The organism is Gilvimarinus xylanilyticus (assembly GCF_024195295.1).
Taxonomy (GTDB): Bacteria; Pseudomonadota; Gammaproteobacteria; order Pseudomonadales; family Cellvibrionaceae; genus Gilvimarinus; species Gilvimarinus xylanilyticus.
On sequence record NZ_JAMFTH010000002.1, the window covers coordinates 146455 to 169782 of the forward strand.

At 55.6% G+C, this 23328-nt stretch carries 23 protein-coding genes; 14 read left to right on the forward strand and 9 right to left on the reverse strand.

Features of this window, described 5'->3' with window-relative positions:
• Positions 1–7: 7 nt before the first annotated feature.
• The 3 genes from M6D89_RS09595 to M6D89_RS09605 all read right to left on the reverse strand — a co-directional run bounded on the left by M6D89_RS09595 (position 8) and on the right by M6D89_RS09605 (position 4380).
• The gene (locus tag M6D89_RS09595) at positions 8–1228 is read right to left on the reverse strand and encodes an AGE family epimerase/isomerase (RefSeq protein WP_253967847.1); all 1221 of its coding nucleotides are present in this window, start codon (positions 1226–1228) and stop codon (positions 8–10) included.
• Positions 1225–2406: a 4-O-beta-d-mannosyl-d-glucose phosphorylase Mgp130 gene (gene mgp130, locus M6D89_RS09600; protein ID WP_253967848.1), complete on the reverse strand. Its 1182-nt coding sequence runs from the start codon at positions 2404–2406 to the stop codon at positions 1225–1227. Before mgp130 ends, M6D89_RS09595 begins: the two co-directional genes overlap by 4 nt.
• 114 nt (positions 2407–2520) lie before the next feature.
• Complete coding sequence (locus M6D89_RS09605; protein WP_253967849.1) at positions 2521–4380, reverse strand: sodium:solute symporter family protein; 1860 nt, start codon at positions 4378–4380, stop codon at positions 2521–2523.
• Positions 4381–4651: 271 nt separating this feature from the next.
• On the opposite strand from M6D89_RS09605, the gene M6D89_RS09610 reads away from it, so the two are divergent.
• Complete coding sequence (locus tag M6D89_RS09610) at positions 4652–5653, forward strand: LacI family DNA-binding transcriptional regulator (protein WP_253967850.1); 1002 nt, start codon at positions 4652–4654, stop codon at positions 5651–5653.
• An 80-nt stretch (positions 5654–5733) separates the two neighbouring features.
• Here the strand turns inward: M6D89_RS09610 and M6D89_RS09615 are convergent, their stop codons facing one another.
• The 3 genes from M6D89_RS09615 to rsmD all read right to left on the reverse strand — a co-directional run bounded on the left by M6D89_RS09615 (position 5734) and on the right by rsmD (position 8193).
• Positions 5734–6876: an AGE family epimerase/isomerase gene (locus M6D89_RS09615; protein WP_253967851.1), complete on the reverse strand. Its 1143-nt coding sequence runs from the start codon at positions 6874–6876 to the stop codon at positions 5734–5736.
• Positions 6877–6998: 122 nt separating this feature from the next.
• Positions 6999–7484: a pantetheine-phosphate adenylyltransferase gene (coaD, locus tag M6D89_RS09620; RefSeq protein ID WP_253967852.1), complete on the reverse strand. Its 486-nt coding sequence runs from the start codon at positions 7482–7484 to the stop codon at positions 6999–7001.
• A 37-nt stretch (positions 7485–7521) separates the two neighbouring features.
• A complete protein-coding gene (rsmD, locus tag M6D89_RS09625; protein WP_253967853.1) occupies positions 7522–8193 on the reverse strand; it encodes a 16S rRNA (guanine(966)-N(2))-methyltransferase RsmD in 672 nt (223 codons plus the stop codon).
• On the opposite strand from rsmD, the gene ftsY reads away from it, so the two are divergent.
• From ftsY to M6D89_RS09660, 8 genes are all read left to right on the forward strand, one after another.
• Positions 8192–9364 (forward strand): signal recognition particle-docking protein FtsY, encoded by a 1173-nt coding sequence (gene ftsY, locus M6D89_RS09630; RefSeq protein ID WP_253967854.1) that lies wholly within the window; start codon positions 8192–8194, stop codon positions 9362–9364. The two genes, rsmD and ftsY, sit on opposite strands and share 2 nt — an antisense overlap.
• Positions 9361–10050, forward strand: coding sequence for a cell division ATP-binding protein FtsE (ftsE, locus tag M6D89_RS09635; RefSeq protein ID WP_253967855.1), 690 nt, complete (start codon positions 9361–9363; stop codon positions 10048–10050). Before ftsY ends, ftsE begins: the two co-directional genes overlap by 4 nt.
• Positions 10047–11027 carry a permease-like cell division protein FtsX gene (gene ftsX / locus M6D89_RS09640; protein ID WP_253967856.1) on the forward strand — a complete coding sequence of 327 codons (981 nt, stop codon included), beginning with the start codon at positions 10047–10049 and terminating at the stop codon, positions 11025–11027. Before ftsE ends, ftsX begins: the two co-directional genes overlap by 4 nt.
• Positions 11028–11239: 212 nt before the next feature.
• Positions 11240–12100 (forward strand): RNA polymerase sigma factor RpoH, encoded by an 861-nt coding sequence (gene rpoH / locus M6D89_RS09645; protein WP_253967857.1) that lies wholly within the window; start codon positions 11240–11242, stop codon positions 12098–12100.
• A gap of 69 nt (positions 12101–12169) precedes the next feature.
• Complete coding sequence (locus M6D89_RS09650; RefSeq protein ID WP_253967858.1) at positions 12170–12544, forward strand: DUF423 domain-containing protein; 375 nt, start codon at positions 12170–12172, stop codon at positions 12542–12544.
• Between the two features lie 6 nt (positions 12545–12550).
• Entirely contained in the window at positions 12551–13258 is a 708-nt protein-coding gene (gene trmB, locus M6D89_RS09655) for a tRNA (guanosine(46)-N7)-methyltransferase TrmB (RefSeq protein ID WP_253967859.1), read from the forward strand.
• Positions 13236–13364, forward strand: coding sequence for a hypothetical protein (locus M6D89_RS17290; RefSeq protein WP_256504571.1), 129 nt, complete (start codon positions 13236–13238; stop codon positions 13362–13364). Before trmB ends, M6D89_RS17290 begins: the two co-directional genes overlap by 23 nt.
• Before the next feature lie 40 nt (positions 13365–13404).
• Positions 13405–14127 carry a CPBP family intramembrane glutamic endopeptidase gene (locus M6D89_RS09660; RefSeq protein WP_253967860.1) on the forward strand — a complete coding sequence of 241 codons (723 nt, stop codon included), beginning with the start codon at positions 13405–13407 and terminating at the stop codon, positions 14125–14127.
• On the opposite strand, the gene M6D89_RS09665 is transcribed toward M6D89_RS09660, so the two are convergent.
• A complete protein-coding gene (locus M6D89_RS09665; RefSeq protein ID WP_253967861.1) occupies positions 14102–14800 on the reverse strand; it encodes a substrate-binding periplasmic protein in 699 nt (232 codons plus the stop codon). The genes M6D89_RS09660 and M6D89_RS09665 overlap by 26 nt on opposite strands.
• 315 nt (positions 14801–15115) lie before the next feature.
• Here M6D89_RS09665 and M6D89_RS09670 point away from each other — a divergent pair, with 315 nt between their 5' ends.
• The 3 genes from M6D89_RS09670 to M6D89_RS09680 all read left to right on the forward strand — a co-directional run bounded on the left by M6D89_RS09670 (position 15116) and on the right by M6D89_RS09680 (position 18031).
• Positions 15116–16198 (forward strand): endonuclease/exonuclease/phosphatase family protein, encoded by a 1083-nt coding sequence (locus M6D89_RS09670; RefSeq protein ID WP_253967862.1) that lies wholly within the window; start codon positions 15116–15118, stop codon positions 16196–16198.
• A gap of 44 nt (positions 16199–16242) precedes the next feature.
• Positions 16243–16962, forward strand: coding sequence for an SIMPL domain-containing protein (locus M6D89_RS09675; RefSeq protein WP_253967863.1), 720 nt, complete (start codon positions 16243–16245; stop codon positions 16960–16962).
• A 115-nt stretch (positions 16963–17077) separates the two neighbouring features.
• Entirely contained in the window at positions 17078–18031 is a 954-nt protein-coding gene (locus tag M6D89_RS09680; RefSeq protein ID WP_253967864.1) for a GGDEF domain-containing protein, read from the forward strand.
• A gap of 68 nt (positions 18032–18099) precedes the next feature.
• Here M6D89_RS09680 and fghA read toward each other — a convergent pair whose 3' ends face one another.
• The gene (gene fghA / locus M6D89_RS09685; RefSeq protein ID WP_254722284.1) at positions 18100–18936 is read right to left on the reverse strand and encodes an S-formylglutathione hydrolase; all 837 of its coding nucleotides are present in this window, start codon (positions 18934–18936) and stop codon (positions 18100–18102) included.
• Positions 18936–20060 (reverse strand): S-(hydroxymethyl)glutathione dehydrogenase/class III alcohol dehydrogenase, encoded by a 1125-nt coding sequence (locus M6D89_RS09690; RefSeq protein WP_253967865.1) that lies wholly within the window; start codon positions 20058–20060, stop codon positions 18936–18938. Before M6D89_RS09690 ends, fghA begins: the two co-directional genes overlap by 1 nt.
• Positions 20061–20164: 104 nt before the next feature.
• Between M6D89_RS09690 and M6D89_RS09695 the strand changes: the two genes are divergently transcribed.
• Positions 20165–21046 carry a LysR substrate-binding domain-containing protein gene (locus M6D89_RS09695; protein WP_253967866.1) on the forward strand — a complete coding sequence of 294 codons (882 nt, stop codon included), beginning with the start codon at positions 20165–20167 and terminating at the stop codon, positions 21044–21046.
• Positions 21047–21173: 127 nt separating this feature from the next.
• A complete protein-coding gene (locus M6D89_RS09700; protein WP_253967867.1) occupies positions 21174–23312 on the forward strand; it encodes a methyl-accepting chemotaxis protein in 2139 nt (712 codons plus the stop codon).
• Positions 23313–23328 lie beyond the last annotated feature (16 nt).

Genomic DNA, 23328 nt, shown 5'->3' on the forward strand with positions numbered 1-23328 from the left:
TTTAGCTTTATTCGGCCAACAGCTTTGCCACCTCAATCATGGCGCGGCCATTGTGATAAGGGCCTTTCCAGAAACCGGCTTTGTAATCGCGCGCACCATCGGGCTCATCCAACCGACAGTGCCAGCGCCACTCACCGCGTTCGGTATCCATTTGGTATTCTTTAATAAAACTCCAAACATTGGCGGCAGTCTCAAACAGAACCGGCTCGTCGCTGAGTTTCCAGGCGACCAAAAAGCCTACCAAGGCTTCGGCCTGCACCCACCAAACGCGCTGGCTGTGCACTTTGCCTGTGGCCTTTTCCATACTGTCCAGCACTTCGCCCAACTCGCCCAGCGCCTCGCGTCGACAGGTGTGCGAAAGCTTAATAATATCCGGCACCAGCTTATCGGTACGCGTTTGATCACCCAGTGACTGCAGGGCTTTATACAGCAGCCAGGCACACTCGATGTCATGGCCGTAGGTCAGCTCAGTGGAGCAGTCCTGCCAATCGTCTTGCATAAACATGCGCAGGTGATAGTTGCCGCGGTCGATCATGTAGCGGTCAAACAAATCGATGTTGTACGCCAGTGCTTTTTCAATGCGCTCTTCTTTGCATACCTGGTACAACGAGGTGTAGGCCTCCAGCACATGCAAATGGGTGTTCATGGTCTTGGGAAAGTTAAGATCCTTTTCGCTCAGGCGCACATCGTCCATCTTGCCCCACTCGCGGGTATAGGCTTCAAAGTAGCCCTCTTGCTCGCGATCAATACAATGGCACTCAATCAACTCAAAGCAGGCCAAAGCATCATCCAGCACTTGTTGTTCGCCGGTTAACTGGTAGTAGGCCACCAGGGCATAAACGCCAAACGCCTGGGCGTAAACCTGCTTTTTGTCATTGGCAACCGAGCCGTCTGCATTCAATGACCAGTAATAACCGCCAAACTCCGTGTCAAAAAAGTAATCGCGCAGGTAGTGATAGGCGCGCTCGGCCGCCTGACGATAATCGGCATTATTACTAAAGCGCGCCGCTTCGCTAAAGAACCAGAGTATGCGCGTGTTTAACACAATGCCTTTTTCCGCAGCGGGATCGGGCTTGTTGTCGTCGCAAATTTGGCCGTAGAAACCGCCGTTTTCGTGATCCAGCGAATAATCCAACCACCAGCGACCCGTGCGCGCCAATTCGGCGCGACACTCGTCTGCCATTTGCGTTTTGCTTAGTAGGTTTTGTTGAATAGCCGCCTGACTCATTTCAGCGAATCCAAAATATCCAGGTTGCTTTTGATCAGCGCGTTGCGCGTTTGCACCGAAGCGGCGGAACGCAATCCGTCCTCGGGAGTGTTGATGCAGTAATCCACCAGCTTATCGACGGTGGAGGTAGCCACATGCATGCGCGTGTCGGACGAGGCGTAGTAAACAAACACATCGTTGTTTTCATTCACGATCCAGCCATTGGCAAAAGCCACGTTGGATACATCACCCACACGTTCGCTGCCTTGCGGGGCGATAAAGTGACCGCCGGGGCGATGGGTAACCACCCAGGGTTTGTCCAGGTCGGTCATAAATACGTACAGCACATAGCGCAGACCGGCGGCGGTGTTGCGCACACCGTGAGCCAGGTGCAGCCAGCCTTTATCCGTTTTGATAGGCGCGGGACCCTGACCGTTTTTCACTTCTTTAATGGTGTGGTATTCCTTGCCGTCGACGATAACTTCATCTTTAATTTCGGCATTTTCCATGGACTCGCTCAAGCCCCAGCCAATGCCGCCGCCGGAACCGACACTGATAAAGCCGTCCTGCGGGCGGGTGTAGAGCGCGTACTTGCCATCCACAAACTCGGGGTGCAGTACCACATTGCGCTGCTGGCCCGAGTAGGTAATTAAATCGGGCAGACGCTCCCAGTTGACCAAGTCTTTGGTGCGGGCAATACCACACTGAGCTTCAGCGGCTGACAGATCATTGGGTTGAGTGTCGTCTTTGCGCTCGGTGCAGAACAGGCCGTAAATATAGCCGTCTTCGTGCTGGGTTAAGCGCATATCGTATACATTGGTGTCCGGGCGATCGGTTTCCGGCAAGGTGATCGGGTAATCCCAGAAGCGGAAGTTATCCACGCCGTTGGGGCTTTCGGCAATCGCAAAAAAGCTTTTGCGATCATTGCCTTCGACGCGCACCGCAAGAATGTATTTGCCCTTCCAGTAAAGTGCGCCCGAGTTAAACGCGGCGTTTACACCCTGACGCTCCATTAAAAAGGGGTTGGTTTTTTCGTTCAGATCATAGCGCCAGGTAATGGGGGCATGCTCGGCGGTGAGAATCGGGTTCTCCCAGCGCGAGTAGATTCCATTGCCCGGCGTCACTTCGCGGTTGGGGCGAGCGATCAGCTGCTCGTGTTGCTGTAAAAGCGCCTGGGCGCGTGCCTTAAAATTGCTCATATTCTTTTCCTGCAAGTTCAATTGTTCAGTAGCCAGACGGCAGCCGGAGATCAGAAACCGGTTACAGCCTGCGATATTAAAAAGCCCCCATCTCGGGGGCGCCCCGCTTTGGTTTTACGTGCGGGGCAAATATTTTTCCGGGGTATCCGCCGGGTAGTCTTTGAGCTTGCGCCACCAGAATTGCCACAGATAAAAACTACTGGCGGCGACTACAACCAGCGAGATCACAAACTCTTGCCAGTGTTGAATCACCATAAAAATGGCCGACGCTGTCATGGATGTTTGCCAGACAATCCCCACGGCAATATTGGCCCAGTCGCGGCCGCATTCACGGTTGCGTTCAAGCTCGGGGTGGTCTTGTTTCGCCGCCTCGTAAACCGGCCCCCAGAAACCCCAGGGACGCACTTTGATATAAAAGTTTTTCAGCACTTCCATATCGTCGGGTTCAGACATTAACGAGCCGACTACGCAGGCGATAAAACAACCCAAAAAGATAAAGGGAAAGGCGTAAATCTGCATAAACTCCACGCCCATCATCCATTGGATAAGCTGAATCGCCAGCAGAATCACCACCCCGGCGGCCATGCCGCAGAAATAACCCACGCCGTTAAAGCGCCACCAGAACCACTTGAGCACATTGGAGGCGGTGTAGGCACCGTAAAAGGCGCTGACAATCCACATGATGATCGAGTTAAGGGAGGGTACGAACAGACCGATTAGCACCCCCAGCACCACAAACAGTACCGAGACCACATAGCTCGCCACAACATAGTTTTTGTCACTGCCGCCGGGCTTAAAGTAGCGCTTGTAAATATCATTCACCACATAGGCCGGGGCGGCGTTGGTGGTGGCTGCAAAGGTGGACATAAACGCGGCCAGCAACCCGGCGATAAGCAGCCCCAGCAAACCGGGCGGGACAAACTCGCGCATGGCAAAGGGCAGAATCTGCTCAAAGTCGACATCCGGCCCCATGGCCCGCAGATCATCCATAAAGTAGACCAACGCCAGCACGGTCAAACCGGCAATGAGCATATAGCGCGGAAACAGCAGCACCACATTCACAAAACCGCTCATTTTGGCCGCCTCGGTGGGTGTGCGTGCCGATAGCACCCGTTGCATATCATAGTTGGGGGGCGGGCCCATCAAGCTTTTGAGAATGCCCGAGGTCAACATCAACATAAAGAAGATGGTGAAAGGCTCGTAGCCATCGGTCACAATTTTGGTATTGGCCGACTCGAGTATGCCCGACCAGTCCATATCCAGATTCCAACCAAACCCAATACTGGTCCAGTTTTCCGGCACGGCGGCGGCCAGCATTTCCGGCGATACCAATTTCATGGCGATAATACCCACCGCCACACAGGCGAAGGTCATGATGAAAAACTGCAGCACCTCGGTAAACACCACGCTGAACATACCGCCTTTCACCACATACACCGTGGTCAGCGCGGTGATAATCAGGCCGTAGTAAATATCGTTAGTGGTCGGGTCGGGCGACAGCTCCCAGGGCAAAAACACCGAGGCAAACTTGCCGATACCGATAAAGCCATAGGCCAAAAAGCCCACCACATTCACCAGGGCAAAAAGCACCACAATAAGGTGGGACAGGCGCGCCCCCAGACCATCGCCGAAACGGAAGGTAATCCACTCGGCCCCAGTCAACACGCCCGAACGACGCAACCAAACCGAGAGAAAAACCATCATAAAAATCTGGTTAAACACGGGCCACAACCAGGGGATGTAGACACTGGTTAAGCCGTAGACGAACAGCAGGTAGACCATCCACATGGTGCCCGAGATATCGAACATACCCGAGGCGTTGGACAGCCCCAGGGTGTACCACTTGAGCTTATTGCCGCCCAAAAAGTAACTGCGAATGTTTTTGCTGGCCTTGGCGGAGATCCAGAAACCGATTACAACTGTGGCGAGGATGTAACCGACGATCACCGCCACATCGATAAATGCTAACTGCATACAGAGTGTCCAACGTTATTATACGAATTAGAGCTGGATTGAAGCGCCTGATCGGCTTGTGCAACCGGTATCACACAACTCCCAGCAAGCAATAATGCCAGATCCGGCCGGGCCTGGGAATGCCGACCACCGCAATTCAATCGCTCCACGAATATCAACAGCGCGAAATGTAACCGATTACACCGCAAAACGCCAGCACTTTACACTACTTATCGGCATTGCGGTGCTGTGCTAGTATCCCCGCAAACCGATCAGCATATAGGCAAAACCAGTGTCCAATATTCGAGATGTAGCCCGCGAGGCCGGCGTATCTGTCGCCACAGTGTCGCGCGCCCTGAGCGACCCCGAAAAAGTTTCACAAACCAGCTTAAATAAAGTGCACAGCGCCATCGAGAAAGTGGGCTACCGCCCCAATATGCTGGCGCGCAGCTTCCGCTCGGCAAAAAGCTACGCAGTGGTGGTACTGGTACCCGATATTACCAACCCGTTTTTCTCGGAAGTGATCCGCTCGATCGAAGACCGCGCCCAGCAAAAAGGCTATGCGGTACTGCTGGGCGACACCCGCGGCCTGCCCGAGCGCGAGAAAGAGTATATTCGCCGGGTAGAAACCCGCCTGGCCGACGGCGTAATTCAGCTGCGCCCCGACGAGCCGGGCAAACAAAGCCAAATCCCCAAAGATGTCGCCTTTGTAAATGTCTGCGGCTGCGAATCTACCACCGGCCCGCGAGTGCGCATCGACAACCGCGGCGCGGCGCGCTCGGTGGTGGAGTACCTGATCTCCCTGGGACACAAACGCATTGGGGTAATATCGGGCCTGAGCACCAACCCACACACCGTGGACCGCCTGGCGGGCTACCGCGAGGCACTGGAGGCGGCTGACCTGGAATTCGATCCGGCCCTAATCGCCGAGGGCGACTTCACCACCTGGTCCGGCCTTAACAGCGCCAAGCAGTTTTGCACCATGAGCAACCGCCCCACCGCAGTGTTCTGCATGAACGATGAAATGGCCATTGGCGCCATGCAAACCTTTAAAAGCGCAGGCCTGCGTGTGCCGGAAGACATTTCGGTGACCGGCTTTGACGACATCAGCTACGCCCGCTACTGCGACCCCAGCTTAACCACCGTCACCCAGCCCGCCGAAGAAATGGGCAAACTATCGATGGATATGCTGCTGCGCCTGATAGAGGGCCAGGACCTGGCCCAGGAAGAGAATGTGCTGCCAGCGGAGTTTGTGATTCGTAAAAGTACCAATGTGCCGCCGAAGGGTGATTGAATAAAAGGTCAGACGTCTGATGTCTGAGGACTGACGCGGGTCACTCCAAAACGTCTGACGTCCGACATCCGACGTCAGACTTATTTACCCTGATACCTCAGCAACTCCTGCATCAACACCAACAAATGGTAGAGGGTACTGGCAGGCGCGGTATCCACCACCACTTCATCCTGCTCGCCGCGCTGGTCGACATAGCTGCCGGGGGTAGAGCCGCACAAGTAATAGTCAAACAAGGTGGCGACCGAATCGGCGGCGCGCTGTTCGGCGCTCGGGTCGCCGCGCTGGGCCATGACCAATGAGGCTTTAATCAGCTCGGTTAGGCCCCAGCAGCGCTTGGTGTGCTGCAAAATTTCTCCGGCGGGGGTTACGGAATCGTACAGCAACCCCGAATCTGCTTTCAGCCCTAGCTCCAGGCCGCGCCGATAGAGTACCGACAAATATTCACTGACATCGGTACCACTTAAGCGCTGATACCAATCCAGCAGCCACACCCACTCCATCATATGACCGGGCTCGACCACCTGACCGGCATCGGCGGGGGCCAGGGTCCAGTCGTCGTTAAAGAACTCGAACAACACCCCCTGCTCGGCCGAGAAAAAGTGTTTTTCAAACAGCGCAAACATTTGTCCGGCACGCTCCAGCCAGGCGTTATCGCCGCTCGCCTCGTACAGCGCCATAAAAGCCTCAAACAAATGCATATGCGGGTTTTGCCGACGCCAGGCGTAGTCGTAATCCCCCTCGGACCAACCGCCGTTACCCATAGCAAAGGCCCTGTCAAAGTGGGCGACCAATTGCCGGGCTTTTTCCAGCGCGGCGGAGTCTTGGCGTACCCGGTACTGCCAGGCATAGGCGAGCAGGAAGAAAGCGTGATCGTATAAATCCTGCTTGGTGTCGATTACGTCAAAATCCGGGTTAAACAGGTGGGTAAAACCGCCCCCAGCCGTTGGGTGCGCCGCCTTATTTTCCACATAGGCCAGCATTTGCTGCCCTACTGCGGCGCCATCGTCGCACCAGCCGAGGGACTCGGCAGCGGTAAAGAAAAAAGCCTGACGGGCCTGCACGCGGACGCGGATATTCGCCTGGGTATCCACCTCACCCGAGGCCAACAAACGCTCGATACTGGTTCCCTTTGCGGTAACGCTGCGGGTGCGCCACAAGGGCAGTGCTTGATCCTGAAACCAGTTGGCCAGGCGCTGGGTTTGGGTCTCTAATGAAGCCGTCATGAAGCTATGTTTCCTTTGGGTATTTCTCGGGCCTATGCCGGGGCTAGGTCTAATTCGCGGCGCAATAATGCCCCACAATGTAACCGGTTTCAACAATCAATTGGCCATTAAAGACACACGCTTTATGCGCGGGCGGCGAATTTAGCTTTAAGGGCGGCCTCTACCTCGGGAGTCACAAACTTGCTGACATCGCCGCCCAAAGTGGCAATTTCACGCACAATGGAGGATGAAATATAAGAAAGGTGTTCGGCGGGGGTCAAAAACAGGCTTTCCATGCGCGAATCCAGGGCGCGATTCATATTCGCCAGCTGGAACTCGTACTCAAAGTCCGACACCGCCCGCAAACCTCGCAATACGCCCTGGGCGCCGCGGTCGTGAACAAACTCCACCAGCAGATTATCAAACCCACAGACCTCGACATTATCCAGGTGCGACAGGGTTTGCCGAGCCAGGGCGACCCGTTCCTCCAGGTCGAACAGCGGTTGCTTACGGGTGCTGGCGGCAACGGCGACAATCACATGGTCAAACAGGCGGCAGGCACGCTCCACCAAATCCTTGTGGCCATTGGTAATAGGGTCAAAAGTGCCCGGGTACACGACCTTGCGCATAGTCTTATTCTCTACTGTCGGATTGTGGGGGCGGATACTACAAAATTCGCTCTGCGCTTGCTACTCGATACAGGCAATATCTCACCTTACCGGCGCGTTTGTCGCGGTGCAGCTGCCAGCTGGCGGGCACGCAATAAGCGGTATCCGTTTGGGATTCAATATAGACCAAAGCATCGGCGGCCAACCACGGCCCCAGCGCATCGATCACCGCCTGCCATAAATCGGCGCTAAAGGGGGGGTCTAAAAAGACAATATCAAAGGGCTCGGGGCTCTGCTGCAAAAAACTCAGACTGTCGCCGGGGCGCAACTGCCCCTGGGAATCGCCCAACACTTTTAGGCTGTCGGCGATACAGGCGGCGGCCTGTTTGTCGCGCTCGCACATCAGCACCTCACCCGCGCCGCGAGACAGCGCCTCAAGCCCCAGAGCACCCGAGCCTGCGAACAAGTCTAGGCAGCGAGCGCCAGGTAATTCGGGGGCCAACCAGTTAAACAGGGTTTCGCGAATTCGGTCGCCGGTGGGGCGCAGCCCGTCCACGGCGGCAAAATTTAATTTGCGCCCGCGATAGCGCCCGCCAATGATTCGCAAGGTCTGCGTCTGTGTTTTTTGTCGCCGCGCGTGCAAATTGCCCACCAGTTTCTCTCCCCCGTACTCAGAAGTGGTAGGATAGCGCCTTTGTTGATCAGCGATAAGGGTTAGCACTCCCGCCATGTTTTTTAAACGCTTTAGAAAGAACTCTGACACCGACAAGCAAAAGCCGGCCGAACAACCGGAAGAAGCCGTCGAGAATGAGGTTAGCCCCGACCCCGAGCCTGCCCCCGAGGCCCGGGAACCTGCACCCGTACCCGAGCCCCCAGTAGCGGATGCTCCCGAGCCTGCGGCCGACACGCCTGTGCCGGTCGTCGAGCCCACTGCCCCTGAGCCCGAACCTGCGCCCGCGCCGGAACCGGAAAAACCCGCCAAAGAGGGTTTTTTCAGCCGTATTAAAAAGGGCCTGGCGCGCACCAGCAATAACTTCTCAGAAGGTATTGGCAATCTCTTTTTAGGTAAAAAGGAGATTGACGACGAACTGCTGGAGGATATCGAATCGCAGTTGCTGGTCGCCGATGTGGGCATGGAGGCCACCGAGGAAATCATCGAGGACTTAACCGACCGGGTCGCCCGCAAACAGCTGGCCAACCCAGAGGCGCTGCTGGACGCGCTTAAGGTATCGCTAAGCGAAATGCTGCAACCGGCCGAAGCCCCCTTGGTGATTGATACCAGCCGCCAGCCCTATGTGATTTTAGTGGTGGGCGTAAACGGCGTGGGCAAGACCACCACCATCGGTAAGCTAGCCAAACGCCTGCAAAACGAAGGCAAGTCGGTGATGCTGGCCGCCGGGGACACCTTCCGTGCGGCGGCGGTAGAGCAACTGCAAGTGTGGGGCGAGCGCAACAGTATTCCGGTTATCGCCCAGCACACAGGCGCCGACAGCGCCTCGGTCATCTACGATGCGGTGCAGGCCGCTAAGGCTCGGGGCATAGATGTATTAATCGCCGACACCGCCGGGCGTTTGCACAACAAAGATCATTTGATGGAAGAGCTGTCCAAGGTGCGCCGGGTGATGGGCAAGCTGGACGAAACCGCACCCCACGAAACTTTGCTGGTGCTGGACGCCGGCACCGGGCAAAACGCCGTCAGCCAGGCCAAGCACTTTATCGAATCGTCCCAGGTGTCGGGTATTGCCCTAACCAAACTGGACGGTACCGCTAAAGGCGGGGTCATTTTCGCGCTGACCAAACAGTTTAACCGGCCGGTGCGCTTTATCGGCGTGGGCGAGGGCATTGACGATTTGCAGCCGTTTCGCGCCGCGCCGTTTGTCGAGGCACTGTTTAACCGGTGATACGCTTTCAGTCCGTCAGCAAGCGCTACGACACCGGCCAAGAGGCCCTAAGCCGGGTCGACTTTCATATCGAGCGCGGCGAAATGGTGTTTTTAACCGGCCACTCAGGGGCCGGTAAAAGCACCTTGATGAAGTTGATTATGCTGATGGAGCGCCCCACCCAGGGGCAGATACAAGTGGGCGGCCGCGCCACCGAACGCATTCGCGGCTCGGCCATTGCCCACTACCGCCGCAATATTGGGGTGGTGTTCCAAAACCACCAGCTGCTGTTTGATCGCAGCGTGTTCGACAATGTCGCCCTGCCCTTAAGGGTAGCGGGCTACCACGACGCCGACATCGGCCGCCGGGTGCGCGCTTCGCTGGATAAAGTGGGGCTGCTACGCAAAGAGCGGCAAAACCCCATCACCCTGTCGGGCGGCGAGCAGCAGCGCGTGGGTATCGCCCGCGCAGTGGTTAACAAGCCTGCCCTTATTCTCGCCGACGAACCCACGGGTAACCTGGACCCCGAGCTGTCGGCCGAAATCATGCGCTTGTTTCGTCAGTTTAACGAGCTGGGCATGACCCTGGTCATTGCCAGCCACGACATTGACCTGATCGGACGTATGAATAAGCGTGTACTGAGCCTGGCCGAGGGCCGGGTCGTCGCCGGGGCTAACCCGAATAGCAGCGGGAGAGCCGAACCGTGAGAGCCAAAGAGGCACCTCGCCCCCAGGGGGCCGTACAGAGTAAAACCCAGTGGCGCGATCGCTTAGCCAGCTGGCAGGCCCACCACAGCACCTGTGCACTGGAGAGCTTACTGCGTCTGCTGCGCCGCCCGCTGCAAAGCTTTTTAACCTGGCTGGTCATCGCCGTGGCTACCGCCCTGCCCGCGACGCTTTATGTGGCTTTGCAAAATGTCGAGTCTCTGGGCTATCAGTGGCAGGATTCCAGCCAAATATCAGTCTTTATAAGCGCCGACGCCAGCGATCAGGCTTTGACTCAGTGGCGCGACGATTTACGCTCGCGCGACGATATTGCCGAGCTAACCTATATCAGCCCCCAACAAGCACTGGATGAGTTCCGTACCCACTCGGGCCTGGGGGATGTGTTGGACGATTTAGAACAAAACCCACTGCCCGCGGTACTGTTGGTGCAGCCCAGCCTTGCCGCCAGCCAGGGCCAGCCCTTGCAGGGGTTGCTGGACACCCTGCAACAACACCCACTCAGCGACGACGCCCGCCTGGATATGCTGTGGGTGCAGCGCTTGGAGCAACTGCTGACCCTCGCCAGCCGGGCGGTGTTTTTCTTTGCGCTGTTACTGGGTCTGGGGCTGCTGCTGGTAATCGGCAACACCATTCGCCTGGCCATTGAGAGCCGGCGCGACGAGATTTTGGTGGTCAAACTGGTGGGCGGCACCGACGCCTACGTGCGCCGCCCGTTTCTGTATACCGGCCTGTGGTACGGCCTGGGGGGCGGAGTCATCGCCTTGGTACTGCTGGCTCTGGGGCTGAACTGGCTGGCCACCCCGGTGTCTCAGTTAGCCAATTTGTATCAAAGTGACTTCAGCCTGCAGGGACTCAGCTTTATTGCCAGTTTACAGCTGGTGCTACTGGCGGGGCTGATTGGGCTGGCTGGCGCCTGGCTTGCCGTAGGCCGTCATCTGGCGGCCATAAAACCGCGCTAAACTGGCGCTGGGTTGCAGAAATTCGCATGCCCTGAAAGGGCGCAAGTCTCCGGAAAGGTACACCTCCCGTAAATATGCGTAAAGTGCCGGTTTTAGCGGCTTAGCGGTGAACTTTCGGCTATTGGAAGTCTCTAATAACTAGTGCTAGACTAATTGCCCCGTGAAATTACCACTGGGCCGAAACAAGGTTATCACTTAGGAGTAGACACACTATGGGCACAAGCCTACAGCCATTGGGGAACCTCGCGCCAGGCGGCAACCTCAACGCCTATGTGCAGGCTGTCAGCAATTTCTCTGTACTCACTGTTGAGGAAGAGCAGTCACTCGCTGAAGACCTTTACTACAACGACAACCTGGACGCCGCCCGTAAACTGGTGATGGCGCACCTGCGTTTTGTTGTGCATATCGCCCGTTCTTACAACGGCTATGGCTTGCCGCTGGGCGACTTGGTGCAAGAGGGCAATGTCGGCCTGATGAAAGCGGTCAAGCGCTTTAACCCCGAAAAAGGTGTGCGCCTGGTCTCTTTTGCGGTGCACTGGATTAAAGCCGAGATCCACGAATACATTCTGAAGAACTGGCGTATCGTAAAAGTGGCAACCACCAAAGCCCAGCGCAAACTGTTCTTCAACCTGCGCGGCGCCAAAAAACGCTTGGCGTGGCTGACCAACGACGAGGCCAAGGCGGTCGCCGAAGACCTGAACGTTGAAGTAAAACATGTGCGCGAAATGGAAAGCCGCCTGTCATCTTACGATGCGGCCTTTGACGCGCCCGAAGGCGATGACGACGACAGCAGCTATGTCGCCCCGGCCCACTATCTGGAAGACGCCCGCCAGGACCCGGCCGCCCAACTTGAAGCGGCCGACTGGGAACAAAACAGTGTCAACGGCCTGGAAAGCGCCATGGCGCAGCTGGACGATCGCAGCCGCGATATTTTGCAGCGCCGCTGGCTGGGGGATGACAAATCCACCCTGCACGAACTGGCCGCCGAGTACGGTGTCTCTGCCGAACGCATTCGCCAGCTCGAGAAAAACGCCATGAAGAAAGTCAAAAATATGATGATGGAAGCCGCCTAAAACACGCGCTACCAGAATCAACAAAAGGCCGCGCACCGCGCGGCTTTTTTATGTCAGCCGGATCTAACCATGCACCAGCTTTTTCTTATCGCCGCCGCCGCCTCAGGCTTTATCGCCGTCGCTCTTGGGGCTTTCGCCGCCCATGGTTTAAAAGGCAAGCTTACCCCCACATTGCTGTCGGCGTTTGAAACCGCCACCCAGTATCAGATGTATCACGCCCTCGCATTGCTGGCGGTGGCGCTACTGATAAAGCTTCAGCCCTCGACCTGGTTAAACGCCAGTGGCTGGCTGTTTATTGCCGGTAGCCTGCTGTTTAGTGGCAGCCTGTATGCCCTGGCACTCACCGGCATTCGTCTGTTTGGCCCCATTACCCCGATTGGCGGAGTTTGCTTTTTAATGGGCTGGCTCTGTTTGCTTATCGCTTCAGTTAAACTTATTAAGTAACCTTACATGAACGAAGAATATCGTCCCGAATACAAAAAGAAATCCATCCGCAGCTTTGTGATTCGCGCCGGCCGTATGACCGATGGCCAGAAAAAAGCTTTTGATACTTACTGGCCTGTTTACGGCGCCAGTTTATTCGATGGGCCCTTGGAGCCCGAACAAGCGTTTGGCCGCAGCGCCCCACAGGTGCTGGAAATTGGTTTTGGTATGGGCGACTCGCTGCGCGAGATGGCCGAAAACGAACCCGATAAAGACTTTATTGGCATTGAGGTGCACCCGCCTGGCGTGGGCCGTTTAATTTATACCGCCGGTGAAGCCGGTGTTCGCAACCTCAAGGTGTATATGGCGGATGCCACCGACGTGCTGGATGACTGCATTGCCGATAATAGCCTGACCCGTTTGCAAATTTACTTTCCCGATCCCTGGCACAAGAAAAAGCACCACAAACGCCGCATTGTGCAACCGGACTTTGTGCAGAAGATTCGCCGTAAACTTAAAACCGGTGGAGTTTTACACCTGGCCACCGACTGGGAAAACTACGCCGAGCACATGAAAGAAGTGATGGACGCCGCCGAGGGGTATAAAAACACCCAGGCCGACGGCAGCTTTGCCCCCCGCCCCGCGTATCGCCCTATTACCAAGTTTGAGAAGCGCGGTGAGAAGCTGGGGCACGGGGTATGGGATTTGGTTTATGAAAAAATTGGCGAACGGTAAACAGCCTGGACGCTGGACGCTGGACGCTGGACGCTGGACGCTGGACGCTGGACGCTTAATGAGTTTTGCAGGAGCTTTGAATATTGGCAAGCAAACACCTGGGTAGCTCGCTTATAAAACCGCGGCTTTTAACCAGCGCGTTGATTATGATAGGGGCTGGGGCGGCCTTTATTGCGGGCGCCCTCCCCATGGTTTGTCTGCTGGGGATCGGAGCTCTCATCGTCGGGCTTTACGGCTTGCAGAGACTTTCCGGCGGCGCGGCAATAGGTCTGTGGCTTTTTTGTCTGGTGGCGGGCTTTACTGTGGCGCTCTACCGTCCGATGGAGTTTGACTACCCGGTTATCCATTTTTTTAGCTCGCTTGATTTCACTCTCTACTTAAACGTGGGTAAGGCCCTGGCGGGGCTGGCGGTTTTTATCTGGCTTTGGCGGGCGCACCCCAGCCCCAAAAACATGGCGCTGTCGTGTGCTCTGGCAAGCGGGGCCATTGTGGCCGTGCTCGGGGTGGCTCACTGGGTGTTTGGGGTAGGTTGGGCCATTAAATGGCCAGACGGAATTATCTGGTTTGCGCTGATCAACGCCGGGGCGACGGTACTCGCGGAAGAGGCGTTTTTTCGCTTACTGCTGCAAAATAAGCTGGCATCCTTGCTCCCACTCCATTATCGCCCCCGACTGATCGCCGCCCTGGTGGCCACCTTGGTATTTGCCCTCGCCCATGCACCGCCGACTCATCCCAGCTTTTTACTGTTTTTATGGGCGGGGGGTTTGTACGCCTGGGTCTACGCGGCGACGGGGCGCTTTAGCATGGCTCTGCTCACCCATTTTGGAGTCAATATTTTGCACTTTACCTTACTGCGTTATCCTCTCTAGTCTCACCTGAACGCCAATCGGTTAGGCCGTATTTTGCCAGCAATTGCGCCAACTCACCCGAGGCACGGGCCTCGGTCATATACTCAGATAACCAGCGAGCGTAGGTCGCCGACATGTCGTGCTCGGGTGAAAAAGCAATATACAGGCGCTTGAAATTCTCACCCTGGCCCACCGAGCCCGCGCGTCGATACTGGTCTAAAGCGCCATTAAGTCGCAGCCAATGATGCATAACATTGGCATCCTCAAGCAGCACGTCAATGCGCTTGCGCTTAAGCATGTTCAGGCCTCGCTCGAGCGGGGTGTTGCCCGATAACACGGTAATACGTCCGACATTATTCTCGTCGTTAATATAGGCCTCGATCTCTTCGCTATAACTGTAGCCGCCCATGACTCCCAAGCTGACCTCTTGCAGGGAAGCCAAGCCGCGATACTGCCAAGCGTTATCACTCTCTACCCAGAAACTGTTGGCCGCCCGCCCCTGCTCCTGGGCCGGAAAAACAAAGTCTGGCGCCTCGACCTTGGTAGCTCCAATCACCGCCGAGTAGCGTCCCACCTGAGTGCCATAAAGCGCCCGCAGCCAGGGCAGCACCTGATACTCCACGGTTATCTCGTGCGCGGCAAAAGCGCGCTGGGCTATTTCCACCATAAAGCCGGGCGCTTGCGTATCGGGCACACAGTTATAAGGGCACCATTGATCTGCCGCCAGCGTTATCGTCTGTGCCCTCACTTGGGAACACAGTGCCGCGAGCAATATAAAGCAAAAACATCGTCCCCACTGGACGATAGCTGACCGATCCATAGAAACTACTTCCATTCGGGTAGAGGGTTGAGCACAATTCTTGAATAACGAAATAGAAGACGCACAAGAGGTGCCAAATTGGCCTCATTGCCACTGATTTTGCAGCGATTTGGCAAAAATGTCAGCATTTTTTACAAACTTGTACCGCCACTATTGGCATACTGTCGCCATAGACGTTAAGGACAGCCCATGTTAATTGGATTCTATATTACTACTGCCCTGGTGTTACTACTCGCATTGCTACCCATTTTGCGAATAGAGTTTTGGCCAATACGAGCCCTGGATTTTCCGCGCCTGCAAATTGCCTGTTTCGCCGCAGCACTACTCATCGCCGAGGCCCTGCTGCTCCCGCTCACTCAATGGTCCACGCAGATTTTGCTAACCGGCGGCGCTGTGGCACTGGCCATTGAGTTATGGTGGATTATTCCCTATACCCGGCTGGCGCCCGTGGAGGTGAATGCAAGCCTTGAAACAGACGACGCCCCGCGCATCAGCATCGTAACCGCCAACGTTCTCACCCCCAACCGTCAGGCAGAGCGCTTGCTGGCGCAAATAAGAGAGCACCAACCGGATATTTTTGTCACCCTGGAGTCCGACAGCTGGTGGGAAAGCCAACTGGATAGCCTTAGGGATGACTACCCCCACTCGGTAAAATGCCCGCTCGATAACCTTTACGGTATGCACGTGTATTCACGTTTGCCGCTCAGCGATACCCACACCGAATTTTTGGTTGAAGACGATAAACCCTCGGTGCACACCTTGGTGCAATTACCCTCGGGGGAGAAGCTGCGCTGTCACTTTCTGCATCCGGCGCCCCCCAGCCCTACCGAGAACGACGAATCATCCGAGCGCGATGCCGAACTGTTAGTAGTGGCGAGAAACCTGCGCGGCAACACCGAACCGGTGATTGTCACCGGCGATCTCAACGATGTCGCCTGGTCACGCACCACCCGCACCTTTCGCAAAATCAGCGGCTTGCTGGACCCGCGCATCGGCCGGGGAATGTTTAACACCTTTCACGCCAACTTTTGGTTCTTGCGCTGGCCCCTGGACCATGTATTTCACTCCGAACATTTTCGTTTGGCACGTATGTTTCGGCTGGAACCATTCGGTTCGGATCACTTTGCGCTGTATACCGAGTTGACGTTTAATCCCGCTCACCAGTCTCAGGGAACATCGCCCGAGGCCGAGCAAGAAGACTTACAGTTAGCGCGCGAGAAAACCCGCGACGAAGCTGTTAAGCCTGACGATGTCCCAGAACCTGGGAACTGAGCCAAATTCAAACCCTCAAAGAAAAAACACAGGAGATTCATACAATGCTAAAACCTTACCTCGGACTCGCCCTTATCGCCTTGCTGGCAGGGCCGGCCTATGTCAATGCCCAATCCATGCCCGACTTTCCTCATTTAAACGTTACCGGACAGGCAAAAGAAGAAGTCGCCCCGGATATGGTGCGCCTGCAATTTCAGATTATCGCCACCGATGAGAATGCCGAAACGGCGGTTAATACCGTCACCGAACGGGCGGGACACATTGTCGCCATGGTAAAGAAGCTGGGCCTTGAGCGCAGCGATATCGAGTCTTGGGCGATCGACAAACAAACCCGGCGCGACCGCGACCCCGAGAGCAACATGCTCAAAATATCCGGCTACCAAGTCAATCAGCGGATGATTTTGACCATCCACGGGCTGGATATTTACGAAAACATCGTTAACGAGCTGCTGCGCATGCCCAATACCGAAAACCTTAACGCCGAGTTTGATATCAGCACTCGCGAGAAACTCACCCGTCAGCTGACCGCCAAAGCCGGTAAAGACGCCCGCCAGCGTGCCGAAGATATGGCCTATGGTCTGGATGCAAAGCTTGGGGATGTTTACGCCATTAGTGCTGGCAATCATTACCCCCAGCCCATAGCAAAATTTGGCATGAGCGAAGCGCAGTTTGATCGCGCCGGCGGCAGCCGCTTTGAACTTTTTGCCCCGCAGGCCATCACCTTAGAAAAACAAATCAACGTAATCTTTGAAATTAAGCCCTAAACCACATCAGATTTAGCGGTTGTCCCATTTTGCCCTCAGGGGCAATCGCTGCTATCTTTAAAACCTACCCGATTGCTTTCGCCGGGGCACTGCGCCACCAGATATGGCTCAACCTATGCTCAAAAAATTAAGGGAAGACTTTCGCCTGGCCATGAGTATTTTTTTGGCCGGTTGCGCCACTGTCGCGATAGCTCCGTTTGCATTGATTCGCGCGCTCTCAGGCCAATGGCTTTTAGCGGCGCTGGATGCGGCTATCGCTGTGGGAATGGCGATCATGCTACGCCACCTAATATTGCATGGACAAACGCCCCTATCCCGCTTTGTCTCCGGGCTGTTTTACAGCCTTGCCGCACTGGGGATGTGCCACCTTAACCCGCAGCCAATGATCTACTGGATTTTCCCTGTAGTCATAGCCAACTTTTTTCTTCTCCAAATTAAGGTGGCCGTAGGCATTAACTCTCTGGTTCTGGCGGCTTTACTGCCTCTGCGAAACGCTTTTCCTGGAAGCCTGGAATTTATCGATCTAATGGTTTCGCTTATTTTGGTATCGGCCTTTGCAGGCATTTTCGCGTGGAAAACCGACGACCAACACAAACAGCTGGATAAATGGGCCCACCTGGATTCGTTAACGGGCATCGGCAATCGTCGCAAGTTTTTTCTGGAACTGAATAAACGCAAAAGTGTATCGACCTGCTCACTGGCCGTTATTGATTTAGACCATTTCAAAAACATTAACGATCAAAGCGGACACGAGGCGGGGGACAATATATTGCAATCAGTCGCTAAGCTTTTTAAATCCCGTTTACGGGCTGATACCGATGAAATTTTTCGCTACGGCGGAGAAGAGTTTTTACTCTTGTTAAACAATACCGATTTGAAAGGAGCTTGCCTCGCAGCAGAACAGCTACGTCAAACGCTGGAACAAGAAATCGGCGTGACGGCCTCTTTCGGCTGCGCCGAGTACCGCGATCAAGAACCTTGGGATAACTGGATTCAGCGGGCCGACAATGAGCTATACGAGGCCAAAAACGCCGGGCGTAACTGTGTACGCCCCATTATGCCCACCTAGTAATAAAGTCGATCGTCCTGATCAACTTTATTGTCGCCCTTGATTATCAATTGTCGGGTTAACAGACACTACCAATGACGCGCGTGAAAACGCAGATGCTCTTCTATAAAACTGGCGATAAAATAATAGCTGTGGTCGTAGCCCGGCTGCAGGCGTAACTCAAGCGGGTACCCGCTTTTATCCGCCGCCTTTTGTAAGGCCTCGGGTTTTAGTTGCTCCCGTAAAAAATTATCGGCATCGCCCTGATCAACCAATGCCGGAACATCACCACCCTTTGCCATTAACACACTGGCGTCATACTCTTGCCACAGTTTTTCATCCGACCCCAGATACGCACTGAACGCTTTTTTACCCCAGGGGCAATCAACGGGATTGCTGATGGGACTGAACGCCGTTACCGAACTGTAGCGACCGGCATTTTGCAAAGCCACAGTCAAGGCGCCATGCCCACCCATGGAGTGGCCGCTAATGGCACGCTGTTGGGTGACGGGAAAATACTGCTCGATTAACTCGGGCAGCTCTTTTACCACATAGTCGTACATTTGATAGTGACGCGCCCAGGGCTCGGCGGTGGCATTGACGTAAAATCCCGCCCCCAAACCCAAATCGTAAGCGCCGTCGGCATCGTCCGCGACGCCCTCCCCCCGCGGGCTGGTATCGGGGGCGACCAGCGCCACCCCCAGCTCGGCGGCTATACGCTGGGCGCCGGCCTTTTGCATAAAATTTTCGTCGGTGCAGGTAAGACCAGAGAGCCAGTAGACTACCGGCACACTCTTACCCTCGGACACCACCGGCGGCAGATAAACCGCAAACTCCATGGTGCAATTCAGCACACTGGACTGATGGCTGTAGCGTTTGTGCCAACCACCAAAACACTTATTGCTGCTGATCGGTTCGATGCTCATTAGGCCTCCTGCTGAAAGTGAATCACCGAGCGAATGCTCTCGCCCTCGTGCATCAAATCAAACGCTTCGTTAATATCATCCAGAGGCATGGTGTGGGTAATAAAGTCACTCAGCTTAAATTTGCCCGCCAGGTAATCTTCGACAATGCCCGGCAGCTCGCTGCGACCTTTTACACCGCCAAAGGCCGTGCCTCGCCAGACTCGGCCGGTCACTAACTGAAACGGCCGGGTGCTGATTTCCTGCCCGGCCCCGGCAACGCCAATAATGACCGACTCGCCCCAGCCCTTGTGGCAGCACTCAAGCGCCGAGCGCATTACATCCACATTGCCGATACACTCAAACGAGTAGTCCACCCCGCCGTCGGTTAGCTCGACAATAACCTCTTGAATCGGTTTGTCGTAGTTTTTAGGGTTAATGCAATCGGTTGCCCCCAGCTGCTTGGCCAGCTCGAACTTTTTCTCGTTGATATCAATCGCCAGAATACGTCCGGCACCTGCCATGGCCGCCCCGATAATGGCCGACAGACCAATACCACCCAAACCGAAAATCGCTACGGTGTCGCCCTTTTGCACTTTCGCGGTATTGAGCACCGCGCCCATACCCGTGGTTACACCGCAACCGAGCAGACACACTTCTTCCAGCGGCGCAGACTTGTTCACCTTAGCCAGAGAAATTTCGGGTAATACCGTGTACTCAGAGAAAGTCGAACAGCCCATATAGTGATAGATAGGCTCGCCGTCTTTGTAAAAGCGGGTGGTGCCGTCGGGCATCAAACCCTTACCCTGAGTCTCGCGAATTTTCTGACACAGATTGGTTTTGCCCGAGGTACAAAACTTACACTCACCACACTCGGGGGTGTAAAGCGGAATCACATGATCCCCCACCTGAACACTGGTAACGCCCTCGCCTACCTGCTCGACAATACCACCGCCCTCGTGGCCCAAAATAGCGGGCCAGTTGCCCTCCGGGTCATCCCCGGACAGGGTAAAGGCGTCGGTGTGACAAACACCCGAGGCGATCACGCGCACCAAAACCTCGCCGGCCTTGGGCGGCATAACATCGACTTCTTCAATGCTGAGTGGTTGGCCCGGACCCCAGGCGACAGCGGCTTTTGACTTAATCATGACAGTTTCTCCAATGTTTTTTGCGTATGGGACTATTGTAATTAGCATCATCAAAGTAATAATAGAGCCCCTATGCAAAACATTTTTACATCAGAGTAATAATAGTGATTAATTGGGAAGGTATTAACGAATTTGTCGCCGTCGCCGAGGGCGGTAGCTTTACCGCCGCCGCGGATAAGCTGGGGCTGTCGATTGCCCATGTAAGCCGACGTATCAAAGCGCGCGAGACGCGCATGAACACCCGCCTGCTCAATCGCACTACCCGTAAAGTCAGCCTGACCGAAGAGGGCCAGGTGTTTTACCAGCACTGTCGGCAAATTCTGGACGCTCTGGCAGGCGCTGAAAATGCCTTGGACGACCTGCAATCCAGCCCCACCGGCGCGCTGCGCATGACCGCACCCGTGTCCTTTGGCGACACCTACATCGCCCCGCTAGTAAACGACTTTGCCCGCCAGCACCCCAAACTGCGCGTCGAGCTTAAACTCACCAACCAACGCTTGGACATTATGGACGAGGCGCTGGATTTAGCCGTGCGCCTGGGGCCTTTGGAGGACAGCCGATTGATTGCGCGCAAGCTGGGCGAGCGAGCGCCGACTGTTTGCGCCGCGCCCGAGTACTTGGCCCGGGCCGGTCAACCTCACACCCTGGGCGAGCTTAATGAGCACAACTGCCTGCTTGGCACTCTGGATTACTGGCGCTTTCGCGACAATGGTCGCGCGCGCACCATTCGCGTCAGTGGTAATCTGCGCTGCAACAGTGGCCCCAGCCTGCTGGATGCCGCCCGTAAAGGCCTGGGGCTGGTGCAGCTGCCAGACTACTACCTGCGCGCCGACTTAAGCGCGGGCAATCTGGTGCCCCTGCTGCAGCCCTATGCACCCGAGCACGAGGGCATCTGGGCTCTCTACCCGCCCACCCGCCGACTCTCACCCAAAGTGCGACTGCTGTTGCACTATCTCGAAGAGCAGCTTCCCGAGCGACTTGCCTAACCTTAAATAGATTCTCCTCAACTTCTGCCCGCCGCGCCCGATAACTTTTATGCCGGCAGCAAAGGCTTCTCCGTACTGTCGCGAAAATCGACTAGACTAAAACGGCTGCGCCCTATTGGAGACACGCATGTTTCGTTCGCTCAAAGCAAAATTACTCGGCGTTATTGCCCTGGCCTTTGCCTTACTGCTGGTACTTTTGGTGGCCCAGCTCACCTACAGCTTAAACAGCATGAAGTCGCAGCTGGTAAACCAAACGCAAACCACCATGGAAAACGAAGTGTTGGGGCGACTGGAAAGCGAAGCCGCCAGTCTAGGCAACGCCATCTCGGGCTACCTGAACAGCCTATTTCGAGTTTCTAATACGCTCGCCAGCACCCTGGCAGCCAATGCGATTAACAGCTCGAGTCAGACTGAATCGGGACTCGACCGCGCGCAGGTGAATCAGCTGGTCGCGTCAACCCTCGCCAGTCATCCGGACATTAGCGCCCTTTACGCCCAGTTTGAAGCCAACGCCTACGATGGCCTGGACGGCGAGTACCTAGGCAGCGATGCCATTCACTCAGTGCCCGACACCGGCAGCCTGGAGATTTACTGGATACGTGATGAAAGCGGCCAACTAGTGCAGGAACGCGTGCTGGACTCCAGCGAAAAATACTTGGATGACACCGACGAATTCGGCCAGCGCGAAGCCGAGTGGTTTCTCTGCTCCAAAGACAAGGGCCGCGCCTGTATGCTCGAGCCCTACTTTTACGAGATTCGCGAAGGCTACAGCGAGCTAATGACCAGCCTTACCAGCCCGGTTATGGTGGACGGCAGTTTTCGCGGGGTGGTGGGTATTGATGTGAACCTACCCGTCATTCAATCGTTGATCGACGAACTGCAACAGGAACTCTACCAGGGCAAAAGCCGGGTAACTTTATTAAGTGAAAAAGGCCTGATCGTCGGTTCCAGTGAGTACGCCGACCACCTTACCCGCCCTCTGAAAGAGGCCCGCGGCACTCTGGGCAACCGGCTTACCCAGCTGCACCAACAGCGCGATGCTTTTATACACCAAGATGGCACCTACTTTGTCGCCCATCCTCTCACCATTGAGGCGTCGGGCACTACCTGGTCACTGCTGCTCGAACTGCCGGAAGATATTGTACTCGCCTCCACAGACACTCTTACTGCAACCATTGACCACAATGTCGCCACCCTGCTCAGCACCGAAATTATTATCGCACTGGTCAGTACGGCGATAATTATGTTCGTACTGCTGTTACTGGTGCGCTCAATCGTCAGCCCCATCCGGCAATTGGACCAGCGGGTTCATAACCTCGCCAGTCAAGACGGCGACCTGAGCACCAATATCAATATGCAAACCCACGCCGAGTTGATGTCGCTTAGCAGCGGGTTTAACGACTTTATCGCCAAGCTGCGGCATATGGTTTTAGAGCTGAAAAATATCGGCACTAACGCCAAACACTCTGCCGCACAAATCAAAACCATTAACGCCCGCGCCGCCGAAGCCACTGGCGAGCAGCAACGCGAAATCGACAGCGTGGTGACCGCCACCAATGAAATGTCGCAAACGGCCTCAAGCGTGTCGCAGCTGGCCGCCGATGTCGCCAGCAACGCTACCAGCTCGCTGGATACGGTAAAACGCTCGCGCGAATCGCTGGCCAATTCGGTGACTCAGGTAGAGGCATTAACCGAGGATATGCTGTCGGCCAGTGACAGCATTCGCGAAGTGTCCGACCGCACCGAAGATATCAACCGCATTTTGGATGTGATTCGCGCGATTGCCGAGCAGACCAACCTGCTGGCATTAAACGCCGCCATCGAGGCGGCGCGCGCAGGCGAGCAGGGACGCGGCTTTGCGGTGGTGGCCGACGAAGTGCGCAGCCTGGCCAGTAAAACCCAGGACAGTACCAATGAAATTAACGACTTAATTTCCAATTTAAAAGAGGGCGTGGCGCGCTCGGTGTCGATTATTGCCAGCAGTAACGAAAAAGCCGAAGACACCAAGCTCAATACTCAGGAATCTTACCGCTCACTGAAAACCGTGGTGGAAGATGTCAACGCCATTGCCGACAACATTACCCAGGTCGCCACCGCTGCCGAAGAGCAAAGCGCGGTAAGCGAAGAGATTAGCCGCAACCTGACCATTATTGGCGATGCCGCCAACCGCCTGGCCAGCATGACCGCCGAATCGGATCAGGCCGGGGTAGAGCTGGAAAGTGTTATGCAGCAGCTGGACGAACAGCTAGCGTCGCTGCGCACTTAAGGCGCGGAGCAAACAC

Coding starts and splice junctions, on each gene's coding strand:
- M6D89_RS09650 (WP_253967858.1), top strand. CDS start 12,170: ATGCACCAGCTTTTTCTTATCGCCGCCGCCGCCTCAGGCTTTATCGCC.
- fghA (WP_254722284.1), bottom strand. CDS start 18,936: ATGAGCATCGAACCGATCAGCAGCAATAAGTGTTTTGGTGGTTGGCAC.
- M6D89_RS09690 (WP_253967865.1), bottom strand. CDS start 20,060: ATGATTAAGTCAAAAGCCGCTGTCGCCTGGGGTCCGGGCCAACCACTC.
- M6D89_RS09660 (WP_253967860.1), top strand. CDS start 13,405: ATGATAGGGGCTGGGGCGGCCTTTATTGCGGGCGCCCTCCCCATGGTT.
- M6D89_RS09605 (WP_253967849.1), bottom strand. CDS start 4,380: ATGCAGTTAGCATTTATCGATGTGGCGGTGATCGTCGGTTACATCCTC.
- M6D89_RS09675 (WP_253967863.1), top strand. CDS start 16,243: ATGCTAAAACCTTACCTCGGACTCGCCCTTATCGCCTTGCTGGCAGGG.
- mgp130 (WP_253967848.1), bottom strand. CDS start 2,406: ATGAGCAATTTTAAGGCACGCGCCCAGGCGCTTTTACAGCAACACGAG.
- M6D89_RS17290 (WP_256504571.1), top strand. CDS start 13,236: ATGAAAAAATTGGCGAACGGTAAACAGCCTGGACGCTGGACGCTGGAC.
- M6D89_RS09700 (WP_253967867.1), top strand. CDS start 21,174: ATGTTTCGTTCGCTCAAAGCAAAATTACTCGGCGTTATTGCCCTGGCC.
- ftsY (WP_253967854.1), top strand. CDS start 8,192: ATGTTTTTTAAACGCTTTAGAAAGAACTCTGACACCGACAAGCAAAAG.
- trmB (WP_253967859.1), top strand. CDS start 12,551: ATGAACGAAGAATATCGTCCCGAATACAAAAAGAAATCCATCCGCAGC.
- M6D89_RS09615 (WP_253967851.1), bottom strand. CDS start 6,876: ATGACGGCTTCATTAGAGACCCAAACCCAGCGCCTGGCCAACTGGTTT.
- M6D89_RS09670 (WP_253967862.1), top strand. CDS start 15,116: ATGTTAATTGGATTCTATATTACTACTGCCCTGGTGTTACTACTCGCA.
- M6D89_RS09595 (WP_253967847.1), bottom strand. CDS start 1,228: ATGAGTCAGGCGGCTATTCAACAAAACCTACTAAGCAAAACGCAAATG.
- rsmD (WP_253967853.1), bottom strand. CDS start 8,193: ATGGCGGGAGTGCTAACCCTTATCGCTGATCAACAAAGGCGCTATCCT.
- rpoH (WP_253967857.1), top strand. CDS start 11,240: ATGGGCACAAGCCTACAGCCATTGGGGAACCTCGCGCCAGGCGGCAAC.
- coaD (WP_253967852.1), bottom strand. CDS start 7,484: ATGCGCAAGGTCGTGTACCCGGGCACTTTTGACCCTATTACCAATGGC.
- M6D89_RS09680 (WP_253967864.1), top strand. CDS start 17,078: ATGCTCAAAAAATTAAGGGAAGACTTTCGCCTGGCCATGAGTATTTTT.